At 66.0% G+C, this 16,200-nt stretch carries 14 protein-coding genes, 1 tRNA gene and 1 pseudogene; 13 read left to right on the top strand and 3 right to left on the bottom strand.

From position 1 onward, the window contains the following. Window positions 1-1,184: 1,184 nt before the first annotated feature. From ACIPM1_RS30080 to ACIPM1_RS30065, 4 genes are all read left to right on the top strand, one after another. The gene (locus ACIPM1_RS30080) at window positions 1,185-1,526 is read left to right on the top strand and encodes a hypothetical protein (RefSeq protein WP_402439916.1); all 342 of its coding nucleotides are present in this window, start codon (window positions 1,185-1,187) and stop codon (window positions 1,524-1,526) included. A 19-nt stretch (window positions 1,527-1,545) separates the two neighbouring features. Continuing rightward, window positions 1,546-1,809 (top strand): hypothetical protein, encoded by a 264-nt coding sequence (locus ACIPM1_RS30075; protein ID WP_402439913.1) that lies wholly within the window; start codon window positions 1,546-1,548, stop codon window positions 1,807-1,809. 372 nt (window positions 1,810-2,181) lie between these two features. Further along, complete coding sequence (locus tag ACIPM1_RS30070; protein WP_402439911.1) at window positions 2,182-2,754, top strand: hypothetical protein; 573 nt, start codon at window positions 2,182-2,184, stop codon at window positions 2,752-2,754. A gap of 485 nt (window positions 2,755-3,239) precedes the next feature. Beyond that, window positions 3,240-4,376, top strand: coding sequence for an HNH endonuclease (locus tag ACIPM1_RS30065; protein WP_402439909.1), 1,137 nt, complete (start codon window positions 3,240-3,242; stop codon window positions 4,374-4,376). 253 nt (window positions 4,377-4,629) lie between these two features. On the opposite strand, the gene ACIPM1_RS30060 is transcribed toward ACIPM1_RS30065, so the two are convergent. Then, complete coding sequence (locus ACIPM1_RS30060) at window positions 4,630-5,172, bottom strand: PH domain-containing protein (protein ID WP_402439907.1); 543 nt, start codon at window positions 5,170-5,172, stop codon at window positions 4,630-4,632. Window positions 5,173-6,109: 937 nt separating this feature from the next. Here ACIPM1_RS30060 and ACIPM1_RS30055 point away from each other — a divergent pair. The 5 genes from ACIPM1_RS30055 to ACIPM1_RS30035 all read left to right on the top strand — a co-directional run bounded on the left by ACIPM1_RS30055 (window position 6,110) and on the right by ACIPM1_RS30035 (window position 9,919). Then, window positions 6,110-6,235 (top strand): hypothetical protein, encoded by a 126-nt coding sequence (locus tag ACIPM1_RS30055; RefSeq protein WP_402439905.1) that lies wholly within the window; start codon window positions 6,110-6,112, stop codon window positions 6,233-6,235. A gap of 622 nt (window positions 6,236-6,857) precedes the next feature. Further along, window positions 6,858-6,971, top strand: coding sequence for an LPXTG cell wall anchor domain-containing protein (locus ACIPM1_RS30050; RefSeq protein WP_402439902.1), 114 nt, complete (start codon window positions 6,858-6,860; stop codon window positions 6,969-6,971). A 536-nt stretch (window positions 6,972-7,507) separates the two neighbouring features. Beyond that, complete coding sequence (locus ACIPM1_RS30045; protein ID WP_402439899.1) at window positions 7,508-8,389, top strand: IS5 family transposase; 882 nt, start codon at window positions 7,508-7,510, stop codon at window positions 8,387-8,389. Window positions 8,390-8,397: 8 nt separating this feature from the next. Then, window positions 8,398-9,117: a hypothetical protein gene (locus tag ACIPM1_RS30040; protein ID WP_402439897.1), complete on the top strand. Its 720-nt coding sequence runs from the start codon at window positions 8,398-8,400 to the stop codon at window positions 9,115-9,117. 34 nt (window positions 9,118-9,151) lie between these two features. Further along, on the top strand, window positions 9,152-9,919 hold the full coding sequence (locus ACIPM1_RS30035; protein WP_402439894.1) for a transposase: 768 nt from the start codon (window positions 9,152-9,154) through the stop codon (window positions 9,917-9,919). A 97-nt stretch (window positions 9,920-10,016) separates the two neighbouring features. Here the strand turns inward: ACIPM1_RS30035 and ACIPM1_RS30030 are convergent, their stop codons facing one another. Further along, window positions 10,017-11,318 carry a hypothetical protein gene (locus ACIPM1_RS30030; RefSeq protein ID WP_402439891.1) on the bottom strand — a complete coding sequence of 434 codons (1,302 nt, stop codon included), beginning with the start codon at window positions 11,316-11,318 and terminating at the stop codon, window positions 10,017-10,019. A 296-nt stretch (window positions 11,319-11,614) separates the two neighbouring features. On the opposite strand from ACIPM1_RS30030, the gene ACIPM1_RS30025 reads away from it, so the two are divergent. Both ACIPM1_RS30025 and ACIPM1_RS30020 read left to right on the top strand, forming a co-directional pair. Next, window positions 11,615-12,328, top strand: coding sequence for a hypothetical protein (locus ACIPM1_RS30025; RefSeq protein WP_402439888.1), 714 nt, complete (start codon window positions 11,615-11,617; stop codon window positions 12,326-12,328). Window positions 12,329-12,400: 72 nt separating this feature from the next. Then, on the top strand, window positions 12,401-13,345 hold the full coding sequence (locus tag ACIPM1_RS30020; RefSeq protein WP_402439885.1) for an ISAs1 family transposase: 945 nt from the start codon (window positions 12,401-12,403) through the stop codon (window positions 13,343-13,345). Window positions 13,346-13,752: 407 nt separating this feature from the next. Here the strand turns inward: ACIPM1_RS30020 and ACIPM1_RS30015 are convergent. Further along, window positions 13,753-13,824: transfer RNA gene (locus tag ACIPM1_RS30015), tRNA-Arg, on the bottom strand. A gap of 132 nt (window positions 13,825-13,956) precedes the next feature. Between ACIPM1_RS30015 and ACIPM1_RS30010 the strand changes: the two are divergent. Further along, window positions 13,957-14,445 (top strand): annotated as a pseudogene (locus ACIPM1_RS30010) (response regulator); the annotation flags it as partial. A 541-nt stretch (window positions 14,446-14,986) separates the two neighbouring features. After that, a complete protein-coding gene (nrtL, locus tag ACIPM1_RS30005) occupies window positions 14,987-16,189 on the top strand; it encodes an ArgS-related anticodon-binding protein NrtL (protein ID WP_402439883.1) in 1,203 nt (400 codons plus the stop codon). The last annotated feature ends 11 nt before the right edge of the window (window positions 16,190-16,200 follow it).

The raw sequence follows: 16,200 nt of genomic DNA, 5'->3' as shown, positions 1-16,200 counted from the left end.
CAACGCCAACCCCCGACTGCCATGGTCATTCCTCGCCCATACCGGCCTGACCCTCCACCCACCACACCCACCGAACTTACGAAAAGATCAGTAGGAGTTCGATCCGTCTATGGCTCAGCCATGGATCCGAGCCGATGCGGCGTACGTCCAGGGTCACGCGAGTGCCTCTATATCCGTCCTCGTTGCTGTCAGCGGTGGATGTCAGAGGACGACATGAAAACGCTGGACTCAGCCCGGCACTGCTGCACCCGTCATCAAGGCGAAGCAGGCTCCGCCAACGATGCCTTCGCAGAAGCCAGCCACCATCTGACGGCCAGCAACCAGCAAGGAAGTCACCATAGCCATCATCCTCTCGCACACAGTTTGAGACGCTGCCTCACAGTTGGAGCGAGTGGCGCGACGGCATACAAGTGCCATGAGTGCACACAGTCCCGAACCCAGCAGTGCTGGGCTCAGTCCAGCGTCTCGTCAGTATGGCAGTAACGCATAGAAGCGTGTCGAGTCCGGACCCGACTTGAACGAGAACCGTGGCGTGAACGCGGATGCCAGTCGACCTTGACCGCGCAACTGCTACGTCGGCTGCGTCCGTTGCGTCAGCTGTCTTGCCCGGCGACTACTTCGTCCCGAAGCAACTTGAGCTGGCGCCCTACCTTGGCTGACTGTTCTTGTCATCTGTGGCGATGGTGCACAGACGTTCGCGTTTGTCCGTCGCTGTGCGCTGGCGTTGTCACGCAGTTCGACACTCACTCGGGGCGCGACCCGGTGCTTAGAATATGCGGGCAGACCTAGGCGGTCTGGCTCAGTGAGCCGATTCCGCTTCCGCGACGCGCTGTCGGGCGCTGTCGTTGTCCCCGCACGTTGCCGTCTACGCCGGTGCCCTGGGTCGAGAACGTCGACACGCACTCGTCCAGAGACCTGGCTGCAGACTCCGTGGAAGACCGGATCAGCCACTGTCTGGGCCGGTGAGAGCCGGTCAGCCGCTGCGCATTGGCGCCAGGCCTTGGGTGAACTGGGCGTGCTCCATGATTTCCGGCGTCAGCCGGATTCCGGTGAAGAGCTTCACGGGTGACCGTCGCAGGTAGCTGCATGCGTCACAGATCTGACACGATGCCAGCTTGTTGTGCACGCAACCAACACACTTCCCTCACAATGACTGTGTCGTGCAACGAACTTGGGGGACACTCATGGCCTATAGCCCGAACCCGTACGTCAACTCGCCGATCACCCCGACCCGGCCGCGCATGTTCGGGTCGACCCTCGCCCAGGTGATCTGGACGCTCGTGCCACTGGTCAGTCTCAGTCTGCTCGCAGCGGTGCCGTTCGTTGTGGCCGCCGTGAAGGGTGTCATCAAGCCCTGGTTGGCGGCTGTCTACGTTGTCGTCGAGGTCGGCACCTTGGTCTTCTCCACCGCTGTATCCGGCAACGACCCGAAGAACTGGGCCGGGCTGCTGTTTGTGCTGCTCATGCTCGTCGCGACGACGCATACAGCCTTGCTTGACAGCGAGAAGATCCGCATCGGCAAGTAGTCACGAAAGGCACACGCCCATGCGGCTGCGCTGGCGCATCCCCCTTCCTGGCCCGTTCTCCATCGGCGGCAGCATCCCGCTGACTGGAGGAGGGCGGCGCCGCAGCGGCGGCGGAGCTGGCTGCATCACCGCGCCGTTCGTGTTGCTGTGGTGGTGCCTCGTCTTCGAGGTGTGGGCGGGTTGGTGGATCGTCAAGCCGTTCTACATCGTCGGCGTGCTGGTCCACCGGAAAGCAACGGGGCGGCACACACCAATCTGGCGCAGCCGCGGCGGCTGGTGGTGACCGGCAGGGGAAGGCGACGAGACTCAGGTCGGGGCGCTGCACTCTGCGCTACTCCACCTGCCACGGCACGGCGGCCCCCGCCGGCCACAGTGGACGCGTGACCAGTAGCACCGGTTGTGACGGTCGCTCGCTCGCTCGCCATAACCACCCGGACCGCCGCCCTCGGCATGCAGCTCAAGCAGTTCTATGACTGGACACGCCGCCGCGCTCTGGCCACAGCCCGTTCTCGGCCGAAACGCGTCACGGGGCCAGACTCTCGCTCCGCGGGGTCGGTTCGGATGGCCGACGCTCGCCGCTGCGGCTGTTGGCGTGGCCCTGATTTCAAGTGAACTACCACACCAAATAGCGACTTGCGTCGAAAGGAACCATGACGTGGAAGAAAGAACTGAAGCCATCCCCGAGATGCCGCCGATGCCGCCCGTCCCGCCGTCGCCACCCGCATTCCCGCGCAGGCGCACCCTGATCGGGGCGATCGTGGGAGCCGTGATCACCGCGGCAATCTCCTCCGGAATCACCGCAATGCTTGTCTCCGGCTCCGACAGGGTGTCCACGGACTCCAAGCCAACGTCTGCCGCGTCGGCGCCGGCAGCGCCCGCCGAGGACCCCACTGAGGCGATCGAGGACGCCCAGCAGACCTACAACGACAGTCCCACACTCAAGGACTTCGCGCTGACCCTGAAGACCACGGAGAAGCAGTGCTTCGGCTCTGCCGGGTGCAATATCACGGTAGAACCGAACCTGTCGTACCTCAGCGTGACGTCGCTGGACCCGGAGAAGACCCTCTCCATCACCTACGAGATCCACGGCGACGAAAGCGGCCCCGTCATCCAGACAATGGAACTGGCCGAGCAAGATCAGCTCACCTACGACCCGGTCTCCATCTCCACTACTAGCCGTTCGACGAAGGTGACCGCCAAGATCACCGACGTCACAGTGTCCTCATAGAGTTCGCTTCGCCTGCCAGCTAGTGAATTTGAGCCGCTCCTTGTCGTGCTGACTGTGGGATGGTACGCCCTGCGCCGCAAGTAGACATGATCACCGCGTTAGGGGAGAGGCTGGGGTGTCTTGCGGGTGACCTGCAGGCTTCCACTGCCGAACTGGCGGGTGCCCGTGTGCCTGCCAGTCACCCCTGTTGACCGCAGTTGACCCCTGCATCTGGCACGACTGTGGCACGTGCCCATCCAGCCTGCTTCCCCTCGCTGCACCCGTTGATCTTGCCGGTCCGGATGCGGGATTCTGATCCGAACGGACTGGAGGGAGACAAGGCGTGGCTGTCCCCTGGGGACTCCTGATGCCTCAGTCCCCTTGCGCCCTGTGGGTTTCCACACGATCTGGCATGGGTCTGGCACACGAACACTCCGTCTTGAGAAACCGGTTGGACGTGGCTGGCAGGGGCTCGTTGTCAGAGGCATGCTCTACGGTTTCCGCCCATGACGAGACGGTCGTTGTCGGATGCCGAGGCCCGTTGGGCACTGGAGATGGTTCGTTCCGGCAAGATGACGCAGAAGCAGGTAGCAGCGATGCTCGGCGCGACGCCGTCGAGAGTCAATCAGTTAGTCAATGGGCGGACCTACAAACATCTTCACGGCACTGCCGGAACCAGGACCTCTGACGGCGGTATCCGGTATGGACTCGATGAGACACCGGAGCGTCGCTTGTGGCGGGAGGCGAAGTTCTGGGCGCGGGTAGACCGATCCGGCGGAGCTAAAGCTTGTTGGCCGTGGATCGGCGGTAAGCCCAATCACTACGGGCAGACGGCTACCGGGCAAGGCATGACCGGATCATCGCTGGCTCATGTGGTGGCGTTCACCCTAGCCAGACGCCTGCGTAAGGCGCCGGATTGGGCTCTTGTATTGCGGCATCTATGCGATTACAAACCGTGTTGCAATCCTGCTCACCTCAAGCCCGGTACTGTCGGGGAAAACCTAGCCGACCGGTGGGAAGCCTACCGCGAAGGCCGCACTGGAGTCCGAGACGTGACCGAGCCGGTGGCGGCCCCGCCCGGCGGCTGGAACATTGCCGCGGGCGACCTTAACGTACTCGACCACCTTGCTCGTGTCTCCGAGTTCCATGCTCGCGTGGACAGCTCCGCTGGTCCGGACGCCTGTTGGCCGTGGATTGCAAAGTCCCGACACCGTTTCGGTTACGGCTTCATGCGATTCGAAGGGCAGAACACCGTCCCTGCACATCGCATCGCGTACGTGGTCGCACATGGACTGACGCTCGCTGACATCCGGCACCAGATGATCCTACATAAGTGCACGGAAGATGCTTACCGGAACAATTGCAACAATCCGGCCCACCTGATGGCAGGGACGCAGGCTGAGAACATCGCCGACAAGAAGACCCACGGAACGATGCCATCAGGAGAGCGGCACCACATGGGCCGGCGCTACTCCGACTCGCTGATAGCCGAACTGCGCGAGCGCTATTGGCGTCCGAGGGGGAAGCGGCCAACCATCACGGCGCTCGCGGCAGAGATTGGGGCGTCGATCGGCGTTGTGAGCCGATGGCTCAAAGGCGCCTCTCGCCCTGGAGCAGGCGGTCCAACCGGCCCGGGGCAGTAGCCAGGTCAGAGGCGGACAGCTCCCACAATCGGCAGGGAGCCAGAGGAGTCTTCTTGCCCTGGGTCTTGTCGGAGATCTTGGCGACCTGGGTTTTTGCTGGTCAGGCGCGGTGTACTTGGGCGGCTGGTGGTCATCGTTGGTCGTCATTGGCCACTGTCGAGCGGCCTCGGACGGCCCAGGGACGGCCCAGACGGGCGAGCCGCCGCGGCCGGCAGAGGCCTGCCAGCATGTTGGGCCGTTGCCTCGCGTGGGCCTACAGGCTGTCGATGATCGCCTTCCGCCGGTCTTGATACTCCGTATCCGTGATCGCACCTGCGGCACGCAATTGGTCAAGCGTCGCCAGCCTGGACGCGACATCCTGGCCGGGTACGGGCGCAGGCGCCGCCATGGGCGCCGCGCCTGGCTGCGTGCCCTGTGCGATGTGCATGCGCAGCTTGTCAGCCATCGCCTTGCCCTGGTCTTTCGGCATGTTCTTGATGTCCGCGCGATTACCCGACGTGTACACCGTCAGCGTCCCCATCATCAGGCCCCCCTGCCACTGCACCGAGGAGACCTTGCCGTAGGGGAAGTCCTCCACCGTCTGTGACATCACGCCATGCTTCAAGAACAGCAGTCGCATGTTCGTCATGGCCACGATGCCCGTGCCGTTGGCATAGGTGCCTGTGGCGAGCATGTCTACGAGCTCGCCTTCCCACAGCACCTCGGGAAGCCTTTTGATCTCCCTCTTGGCGCCGAACGTGTTGTTCAGCTTCGAGGCGGCAGCATCGATGTCCGGTCGAACGTTGAAGGTCGCCATCAGGCACCTCTCTAGAGACAGCAAGGCGGTGAGGTCTTGGGCCTGGGGGGGGGTAGCTCGGTGGCCTCCGTGATTCCGGATGGTATCGGCGCGTTCACCCAACTGCTCTAGGAATGCACGAAGATCGGCAGGTAGACCGGAGGTGGGGTGATGGCTGACGGACAGAACAACGACCCGGGGCGGGGCCCCCTCGCTGCGCACCGCGGAGACGGCGAAGTGCCCTGCAACACCCGCTTTAGGAGTTCCTTCCCGCAGGTTTAGGCCCAACAGTAAGGCCCCTCCCGTGGCCGAGCCCAAGCCGCTGATTGCTGCCCTCGTGCCCCGTCGTACGTTCCTGATGCCGTCAGGACCTACGCGCTGATGGGTAACTCGTATGCCACCCGTCGGGCTGCGATCCTCAGGTCCTTCAAGCCGCCCGGACGCGGCCACTGACGATCAGGACTCTCAGTAGTGCCACCGGTTTGCGCCCGCCTCATAGCCACAGGTGATCTCACGCCCGGCCGAGTCCGTGGTCGTTGCCCCCACGTCGGAATTCCGACAGAACTGTCCGGCGTGGTAGCAGTTACCGGCGTTGGACCGGATGCTGCACAGCTGTGTCTTCGTGGAGCTGCCGCCCGTCGACGTACTCCCGCCCGAGCTGGAGCCAGAGCCACCAGAGGAAGACGACCCGCCGCTGCTGGACGTACTACCAGACGAGGCGCGCGGGGGACGGGCGCATGACTCGTTGACTCCTACGATCTTGAACGAGAGCTTCGTGGCCGTGCTGTAGACACCAGCGGACGGCGTCTGCGAGCACACCTTCCAGTTGTAGGTGTGCACCACGGTGCGCCCCAGCTCGCTCGCGTCCGCGTAAGACACCGACTTGACGTGGTGCCTGCGAGCCTCTGCTACGGCCTTCTGGAGATTCCAGTCGGTGTAATTGCGTACCGTCACTTTGATGACGGGCTGCTTCGAGGGAGTCGCGGACGGGGACGACGAAGGCGTGGGAGAGGAAGACGTGAGGGAGGAAGACGTAGACGTGCTCGCCGAAGCCGAAGATCTGGCTGATGCTTTGTCGTCCTGACCCCCACCGGAGCACGCCGAGACGCTAATGGCCAAGGCCACAAGCCCGAGCATCAGGCCTCCGAAGGGCCGACGGGCTCTCCTACCTCTGCTCGTCTCATCCTGGGTACCGTTGGACCCTGACCACCTCGGGTCATCCCGATGAGACATGCACGCCCCCTAGTTGTTGTGCTCAGCGTCTGCTGGCGATCCATGTCCGCCTGTGCTGGCCTGGAAGCATTCCGCCCCCGACACGCACGCCCTTATCACAGAGCAGATCGGAGGAGATCCTATAGGTGTTGTGAGGTTCTTGTGCAGCTTTGGTGTCGCTCGGAGTGTGCCCGTGCGGTATGTCAGGGCGCCGCGGCTGGAGGGGGCCTGTCACATCGTCGCCGATAACCGGATATTCGACGCGGCCATCGCTCACATCACTGGCGAACCCACCGCGTCGTAAGGTCAGAGGTTTTGGGAGCCCGGAGCGCCTGTGCTTTTTGAAGGCGCTGGGTGTGATCACCTACGCATCGCCTCTGACCTGGCGCTCCCCGGACGCCAAGCTGCGACTACTCGGCGCCTTCGACACGCATTCGACAGAGGGCATGAACGGTCCCTGCCTGTGCTCACACATCCCGGGTATCCGACACAGCATGCATGCTCTCGTGGCCTATCGCTCGTACGACAGCGCCGTCACGGTGTGGGCCTTCGTGGTCGCCATCCTCATCGTGTTGGTGGCGGGCTGGTACATCCGGCGTCGGAGGTAGAGAGCCGCTTCCTCCCGCTAGGCCAGGGCGGCGCGGGCGACTAGCCGGCGTGGCGGCTGCCACGTTTGCCAGCTCCACGACGACAAGTCCGACGACTGACAGCGCCCGAGACCTACTCAACGCCCGCAGCCGACACGATGATTGGGCCATGGCGAGGAAGAAGCGAACGAGAGCCGCGAGGGCCTATAGGCAGGCGAAGAGGCTTCAGGAACGAGTCGCCAAAGAGCAGGCGATTCTAGCGCAGCAAAGGGAGTTGGCCCGACAGCAGGCCGTGCACGGCGATGGCGTGTCGAAGGCGCCGCCAGAGAACCCTGTTTCTGTACGCACCGTTTCCACGGCCTTCGAGAGCAACCGGCGTCGGCACTGAAGGTGAAGGCTCCCGGCGAACGCGAGCCCTCGCAAGGGGCACCCAGGAGGGGCAGAACGCGGGCCCACCCCGCAGACTCAGACCCTCATCTGCCTAAGGGGTCCTTGCAGAATGATCTTCCTGTGGCACGGTGGAGGTGGAAGTGATTCCGTCTTTGTGGGGGTGACCCGTGGCACGGCGGAAGCCGTGGGAGATCAGTGACGAGCTGTGGGCGGTGATCGAGCCGCTGTTGCCGAAGCACGAACGGCGGTTCCGGCATCCGGGGCGCAAGCGGATCGAGGACCGCAGGACACTGCAGGGTGTGCTGTTCGTCCTCTACACCGGGATCCAGTGGGAATACCTGCCGCAGGAGTTGGGCTTCGGTTCCGGTCCCACCTGCTGGCGGCGGCTGGCCGAATGGCAGGAGGCCGGGGTGTGGGAGGAACTCCAGCGAGTGCTGCTGGACCGCTTGCGGGCGGCGGACCGCCTGGACTTCTCCCGCGTCACCATCGACGCCTCGCACGTGCAGGCCAAGCGGGGGCGAAGCAGCCCAAAAGTCGGCCCGAGCCCGGTTGACCGTGCCCGGCCTGGCTCGAAGCACCACGTGCTGACCGACGCGCACGGCATCCCGCTGCGGGTGTCGCTGACCGGAGGACACCGCAACGACGTCACCCAGCTCCTGCCGCTGGTGGACGGCCTGCCCCCGGTGCGCGGCAAGCGCGGCCGGCCTCGACGCAAGCCCCGGGCGTTATATGCCGACCGCGGATACGACCACGACATCTACCGCCGCCGACTGCGCGAGCGCGGCATCGTCCCCAAGATCGCCCGGCGCGGGGAACCACACGGCTCGGGCCTGGGCCGGGTGCGGTGGGTTGCCGAGTCCGCCATCGCCTGGCTCCACGGCCCACGCCGCCTCCGGACCCGCTGGGAAACCCGAGACGACATGCACGACGCCTTCCTCCAACTCGCCCACTGCATGACCCTCGCCCGCAAGGACCCAGCATCTGAAAGGACCCCTAAGGGCTGTCCCGTAAGTATCGAAGTATCGTCTCAGCAACGCCGGGCGGCATGATGACCTCTGTGACGAACAGCGCGGATCTGCACCCTGCCCGGTTGCCGGGTTACGGCGATGAGCCGTTCACTCACCGGCCTGAGCTGCTGAACGGGCGATTGTTCTGGCTGGCACACCTCCACAACTGGGCGGACAGCACAGACGTGGAGGAGGTGCTGTACGGAGCCGACTACGAGGCGGCCGGAGCTTTCCAGCGCCAGTTGTTCGCACAGGCCGACTGGCCCACCTTCACCATCCCGCTGCGGGCCGGCCACCGCCTCCATATCGTCTACCGCACGTTCGAGGAGGACGAGGGCGTCGACTATCTCCTGCACCACCCCGACTGGGATCGGGCCGAGCTCCTCGCCACGGAGGAAGGCCACTTCATGGGCCCCGGCCTGTCCTGGCCGGAATTGGTCGCGGCAGCGGGCAACGCCTTGCCCGGCGGCACCACCACAGACCCCCACGCCCGCTTGCTGCTCCTGCTGCCCGCCCTCGGTGACGACGCCCCACCGAACGATGCGAAGGATCGCCTGGCCGCTGCCTTGCGAGCCCGCGCCAAAGCCGAGGCCGCCGACGCGCTGGCCGCCGCCCTCCTCGAAGCCCAAGGCCTGTGGGGTCCGGCGCGCTGGACGACCACCGAACGCGGTGTCCGTATCAACGACGGCGAGTACTCGGTTCGCAACCCCGCAAACAGCGCTCTGTCGTCCGACCGCCTGGCCGGCGTCTCTGCTGCACTGACTCCTTAATCGGTTCGCAGCAACGTCTGCGACGATCTTGGCCGTGGTTGGTGTGATTACGGCGTCGGAGCCGCCCTGGATAGCCCCGTTCACCGGGCTGAGCCCGCGCGCCTTCGGCAAGCTGGTGGCTCAGCTGCGGCGCGCGGGCGCCGACGCCTCCGGCCGGGGACGGCCGTGGAAGCTGTCGTTGGAGGACCGCGTGCTGCTGGTGGCAGCGTACTGGCGGACGAACCTGACGCTGCGCCAACTGGCCTTGCTCTTCGGGGTATCGAAGTCCGCAGCCGACCGCGTCATCGACCACCTCGGCCCGAAGTTCGCGCTCCAGCCGCGAAAGCGATTCGCCAAGGACGCGGTGCTGATCGTGGACGGCACGCTGGTCCCCACCCGGGACCACAATGTGGCCGAGCAGTCCAAAAATTACCGCTACTCCACCAACCATCAGGTGGTCATCGACGCTGACACCCGGCTGGTGGTCGTGGTCGGCCGGCCGCTGCGGGGGAACCGGAACGACTGCCGGGCCTGGGCCGAGTCCGGCGCCAAGGCCGCCGTCGGGAGCACCACCACGATCGCCGACGGCGGCTATCCGGGCACCGGCCTGGTCATCCCGCACCGCCGCCGCAAGGGCAAGGAACTCCCGGCATGGAAGCAGGCCCACAACAGGAGCCACAAGCGGGTGAGAGCCCGCGTCGAGCACGCCTTCGCCCGCATGAAGACCTGGAAGATCCTGCGCGATTGCCGCCTACGCGGTGACGGCGTCCACCACGCGATATCCGGCATCGCCCACATGCACAACCTCATGCTCGCCGAGTAGGCGCCCGGTCGTCGCGACGGCAGGGACGGCCCCGACCGCGAGAACGATCATTTACGGGACAGCCCTTAGTCTCGTGCTCCGAATGGGCATGTACTCCTTACCCCGCCTGGACAACTGCATGGACTTTGGGGGCGAGCCATGCCCATTCGGAGTGATTCTTGATCTTTTCAAATACTACTGTCGGTGCTTTGGCCTCTCGGAGCATGCATAGAATGAACAGCCAATACACAGACTCGGCAAGGACGTACTTCTGTGCTCCACCCTGGTCGGGACGCCTTCCGTAATGATGGCCAATATCATCACGATTTGACTTGATGACCTGTGACCACTTTTCGACATCGCCCACTAGGTCAATGAACTTCTCACCCGCGAGTTCTCGACAGTGCTTCAGTGCGCCGGGCAGTTTGACGCCCTTATAGTTTATCCGGTCCCGCGCGAACGCCTCGATTGCGGCTACGCGACTGAAGATTCTGTCCTCCATGAACAGGCCTTCTCGGTACTTGCTGGCCATCACCCTGCCAAGCGTGGAGCGATGACGCTTGGCGGCTGTCATCCAGTCCGCGAGACCTTTGATGCCTCCGAGGTCATCGAAGGTGAAGAGCATTTCATGGGGGTGGATGACCCCCGGCTTCTTGCTCGTGTAGCGAGCCATCCAGTCTGCGTAGAAGTCAATGCGGTCCCGATACTCTGAGCCTGCGACGTTCAATACGATGTCGGGGTGGAGGAATCGGACGCTGTCGTACTCCGCCGTGCGGCCGGTGGCGATGCTGATGAGATCTTGAGCGTCGCTCATGTGTGCCAGCGCGTCCGAGGTGGAAACTTTCCCGGGGAATGTCAGATTGATCTCACGCCATTCTACGATCTTTTGTTCCGTTCCGGTGTGGGGTTCTTCTGTCACGCCGTGGTGAATATTTACGGTAATTCCGCTTGTGAGGGTTGCGGACATCTTGGGTTGGAGAGTGGCACGCAGGATTGCGACGGGCTTCCCGTTCTTTCCGTCTCCTAGCTCGTTCGGGGGGATGTAGTCGCTGCGCACCCCTCGATTTCCGATCCATTGGGTGAGGTAGCGAGGTCGTGTAGTAACCTGATCGCAGTCGGGTTCTTCGTTGTCGGTGTACCAAGCGCCTCTGAAGATCTGTTGAACCCGTATCTTCTCTGCCTCACCGTTTCTCAGGAATGACCGGAAACAGTCCTCTAAGGTGAACGACTTTCCATCCGCTAGCCCGTGGATGCGTGGATAAATGCCGTCCTCGCCGATGCGTGAATCAAGGGCTCCGATCAGGTGCAGTTCTGCCCCGTGCGTTTCGGAGTTCTTGAGAGTGCCGGGTACCTTGCTCCCCTTGTTGTCAGGGAGCCACCACTGCCCGCGCACTTCGAATTCATCCGTGTCCTCTGTCATCAATCTGGCCTCTCGTGCTCGTTACCTGGGGTGGCGAGTGAGCGTAGAGAGGCGCAGAGGACAGGGCAAGCAGATTGACGGCGGAGACGGTTCCGCGGTGCGGACGCGGCAGACGACGCGAGGGGGCGTGTCCAGGGCTTCGGCATAGTCGGCGGGCGTCCGTTTCGTGATCACTTGAGATGACGAGAGGGAGAGCGGGCGGTTCCTGCTCATGTCCGTTGCGCCTCGGAGCCCTTGCGTCTCCCCCCGCATCGTCGGGTGGAGCGAGCCGACTGTGCTAGGAGATGATCCCGTGCGTGGCTGAAGAGGCAGATACAGATGCGGACGACGCTTGTGCATGGGCTGAGCGACTGGGTTGGGCGTTCGGGCTTATAGCGGAGGATCCGGCTGCGAGAGGTGCAGCGCTCGTCCATCTGGCGGAGGCCCAGAGGAAGGTCACGGACGCGCTCGCCCGGTCCAACGAGATGTGGCTGCTGACGCGGCCCCTGGGAGCGGACGAGCAGTGCCGGGAGCCGGCCTTTCTGCAGGCGCGCCGGAGGCATCAGCAAGCCCAGAGGCGTTCGTTGCCTGATGGGGTGTGGGGTGGTCCTGTGGGCGGGGATCTGGCGGCGTGGCCGGGGCTGCCCTATGTGTTGCTCTTCCTGGAGTGGGAGGCGAGGTACCCGCTGGAGTGGACGCAGCATGCGAAGGCGTGGGGTACGAAGCAGAGCCTGATCCGGGAGGTGGCCCGTGTTCGCCAGGAGGAGGCGGTCAAGGCGAAGCTCACTGACCTGGTCGAGATCGTCGTCCACCGGGCGTATCGCTGCAAGGATCGCGAATACGTGCGGGTTGCCCGGGCTGTCGACAGCGCTGACCTGCGGGGCAGGCTCGATCGGGCAGCCGATTCGGACAGTCCGTGGGCCCGGTGCCACGCCGGGTATGTGCTCTGGCTCCTTGACCGCCCTGACCTGCTGAACACCCGTCGTGTCTGGCAGACCTGGGTGGCAGGCGAGGCTGCGGCGTTGCTGTGACCCGGGGGACGATGCGGGGAAGGTTCCCGTGATCATGGAGTGCTCTACGCCCCGTGACCTGCCTGGAAGACCGTGCCTGCCGACGCATCATCCCTGATTCCGCCTGCCCTTGACCGGCTCCGCGAGCAGGCCGACGTCGGGCCTGGGGAGGTGCTCGGCCTGCTGGAGCGGCTGGCTCAGGTGCCGGATCCGCGCGATCCGCGCGGCGTGCGCCATGCCCTGGCCGTCGTGCTCACGCTGACCGCGTGCGCGGTGCTGACCGGCGCGACCTCGCTGCTGGCGGTCGGCGAGTGGATCGCGGACGCGCCGCCGCACGTGCTGGAGCGACTCGGCGTGCGCCCCGATCCAGTACTGCCCCGGAGGCTGGTGCCTTCGGAGGCGACGGTCCGCCGGCTGCTCGCCCGCATCGACGGTGACGCCCTGGACCGGGCGGTGGGCGGATGGCTTGCCGACCGCCGGCCCGAGAGCACCGGGCTGCGCGGACTGTCCGTGGACGGCAAGTCCCTGCGCGGTGCGGCGAAGGCCCAGGGGCGGAGGATCCACCTGCTCGCCGCGGTGGAGCACACCACCGGGCTGGTCCTGGCCCAGCTCGACGTCGGCGAGAAGACCGGTGAGGTCACACGCTTCCAGCCGCTGCTGGACACCGTCGCCGACCTGGCCGCAACCGTGGTCACCAGCGACGCGCTCCATACGCAACGCGAGCACGCCGCCTACCTCCTGGGCCGCGGGGCCCATTACATCGCGATCGTCAAGGGCAACCGGAAGAAGCTGTGCAAGCAGCTGAAGTCCCTTCCCTGGAAGGACATCCCGTTCCAGGGCCGCACCCGGGGCGCCGGCCACGGCCGCGCGGAGACCCGCCGGATCAAGGTCGCCACCGTGAACAACTTGCTCTTCCCCGGCGCCCGCCAGGCTGCCCAGATCAAGCGCCGCCGCACCGACCGCAAGACTGGCAAGACCACCATCACGACCGTTTACACGGTGACCAGCCTGACTGCCGAGCAGGCCACCCCCGTCTAACTCGCGAGACTGATCCGCGACCACTGGAAGATCGAGGCCCTGCACCACGTCCGCGACACCACCTTCGCCGAGGACGCCTCCCAGCTGCGGACCGGCAACGCACCCCGCGCGATGGCGACCTGGCGCAACCTCGCCGTCGGCGCCCTCCGGCTGAGCGGCGTCAAGAACATCGCTGCCGGCCTCCGTCGCAACGCACGCGACGCCCGCCGACCACTCGCACTCCTCGGCCTCGCATGATCACAAAACGGGCGCCCGCCGACTACGCCGAAGCCCTGGGGGCGTGTCGGAGGTGTGTCGCGAACGCTGAGAGACAACGAGAGAGGGCGGGAGTCAGTGAGACTGACTCCCGCCCTCTTCTGTCGGCATCCGCCCTGGTCAGCGCTTGATCCTTGCTGATCCTCGGCGAGTGCCCCCGGCAGGATTCGAACCTGCGCACACGGCTCCGGAGGCCGTTGCTCTATCCCCTGAGCTACGGGGGCGTGTCGGGTGCGCTGTGTGCGCGGCGACGGGTAGAACACTACCAGCTCCGTGGGGGTGGTCATGAACGTTTTCCGCTCTGCTCACCTCGGGGGTGTGTCGGTGCGGGGTGGGGTCCCTCGCGGGGGTTGGAAGTGGGGAAAAGCCGGACGCGGTGGCCGGTCCGGACCTACTCTCGAGTTGTGCCAGACGCTTCGGGGCGGGTGCTTGTTGTGGACGACAACAAGGTCATCCGGCAGCTGATCAGGGTCAATCTCGAGCTGGAGGGGCTCGAGGTCGTGACCGCGGCGGATGGTGCCGAGTGCCTTGATCTCGTGCATCAGGTGCGGCCCGATGTCGTCACCCTCGATGTCGTCATGCCGCGACTCGACGGGCTCCGTACCGCCGCTCGGCTCCGTGCCGATCCGCGGACGCGGGATCTCCCGCTCGCCATCGTCAGCGCCTGTACGCAGTCGGAGGTCGAGGCCGGTCTCGACGTCGGGATCGACGCCTTTCTCGCCAAGCCCTTCGAGCCTTCCGAACTTGTGCGGACCGTTTGGGAGTTGATCGGGCGGCGGGGGAGGGGGATCAGTGCGGCTCCCCACGGGGGGTCTGGGGCTGCGGTGGGTGCCGTGGGTGCTGGTGCCGGTGGGACTTCTGGGGAGTTCGTTTCCGGCGAGTTCGTTTCTGGCGAGTTCGTTACCGGTGCCCGTCCTCTCCACCCCGCTCCCCTCGACTCCGGTGACTGCCATGAGGGGGAGGGCTCACACGGCACCTGCGACACCCATGACAGTCAAGAGGGCCACGACAGTCATGAGGCCCCGCACGCTCAGCAGGCCGGGCCCGTCGTCGGCGGCTGACGCTCCGCCGGGCCGGTCGGCCGCCGGCTGGTCGTCGGGCGCTTCGGCGGTGGCGCCCTCTCGGCGTCCCATACCGCCGCTCGCCCCGCGTCAACGTTCGTCCCCACCCGACCCACCTTCTCCCCGGGGCGACGTTCGTCCCGCGCCCACCCCGTCCCACAGCAACCCTTGCCCCGGCCGCCCTCGTCCCACATCACCGCCTGCCCCGGGCCGCCCCGCCCCCTCCGCACTCCACCCCCTCCGCGAACCGCCCCACGTCCACATAGCGGACCCTCGGCCAAATCGGCTCGCATACCCACCCCCCTCCTCCCCTACGCTTGTCCCCGTGACCCCCGTCGAGCTCTCCCGTACCGTGCTGGGCGCGGTGCGTCGTGCTGTCGAGGACGGGGAGCTGCGGGTGGCCGTGCCGGAGCGGGCCCTCGTGACCGTTCCCGGGCCCGGCGGGTGCGGTGACTACGCCACCAACGTCGCCCTTCAGCTCGCCCGCCCGGCCGGAGAGCCGCCCCTGCGGGTCGCCGAGATCCTCCGGACCCGCCTCGTCGGCCTCGACGGCATCACCGACGTGACCGTCACCGGGCCCGGGTTCCTCAACATCAGTCTGCGGAGCTCCGCGTCCACGCGGCTCGTCGAGGAGATCCTGCGGCGCGGGCCCCGGTACGGACACGCCGACCAGCTCACCGGGCAGCTGTACCAGCTCCACTGTCCCCAGGACGTACGCGCCGTCGTCGTCACGGACGTGGTCGCGCGGCTGCTTCGTTCGCAGGGCGCCCTGCTGCGGAGCAGTTGCGAGGGCCCGCCGCTGCCGGCGTGGGAGGCCGTGCTCGGGGTCGATCTGGATCTCTGGAGGCGGAGCGGTGACCCGCCCTCCCCTCTCGACGTCAACATCCGTCCCGTTCCAGCACCCGCCGACCCCGTTCCCCTCGGGCGGGACGCCGGGCGGTGGGCGCTGCTCCATCCCGGAGCCCACGACCGGCCGCGCATCGGCGACCAGCACCTCGTCCAGCGTGAGAGCAACCCTCTCTTCCGCGTCCGGTACGCCTGTGCCCGCACCCGGGCCCTCAGCCGCAACGCCGCCGACCTCGGCTTCTCCTCCCAGCCCGGCCCGCTGGTCTCTCGGGCGACGACCGACGGAACCGCCTTCGAGCCGCCGGCTTCGTCCACCAGCGACACCACCTCCGACGCCGACGTCGCCACCTTCCGCACCACCTCCGACGCCGACGTCGCCACCTTCCGCACCCCCTCCGAGCCCACCGCCGTCCCAGCGGCCGCCGCGGTTCTTCTCACCGCCCTCGCCGACCATCCCCGGGTCCTGGCCCAGGCGGCGGCGCACCGGGCGCCCGACCGGCTCGCCCGGCATCTCGTGAGCGTCGCGGACGCCGTGCTGCCGTTCCTGCCCGGCGTGCTGCCGCTGGGGGAGGAGAAACCCTCGGCCGCCCACCGTGCCCGGCTCGCGCTTGCCGAAGCCGCCGGGGCGGTGCTCGCCGGTGGCCTGTCCCTGTTCGGCATCGACGCACCCGAACATCTCTGAGAGAGCGCACT

Origin of the sequence: Streptomyces sp. NPDC086766, assembly GCF_044746005.1 — a bacterium.
Classification (GTDB): Bacteria; Actinomycetota; Actinomycetes; order Streptomycetales; family Streptomycetaceae; genus Streptomyces.
The sequence above is the reverse complement of the archived record's forward strand: the minus strand, read 5'-3'. Positions and strand labels throughout refer to the sequence as shown.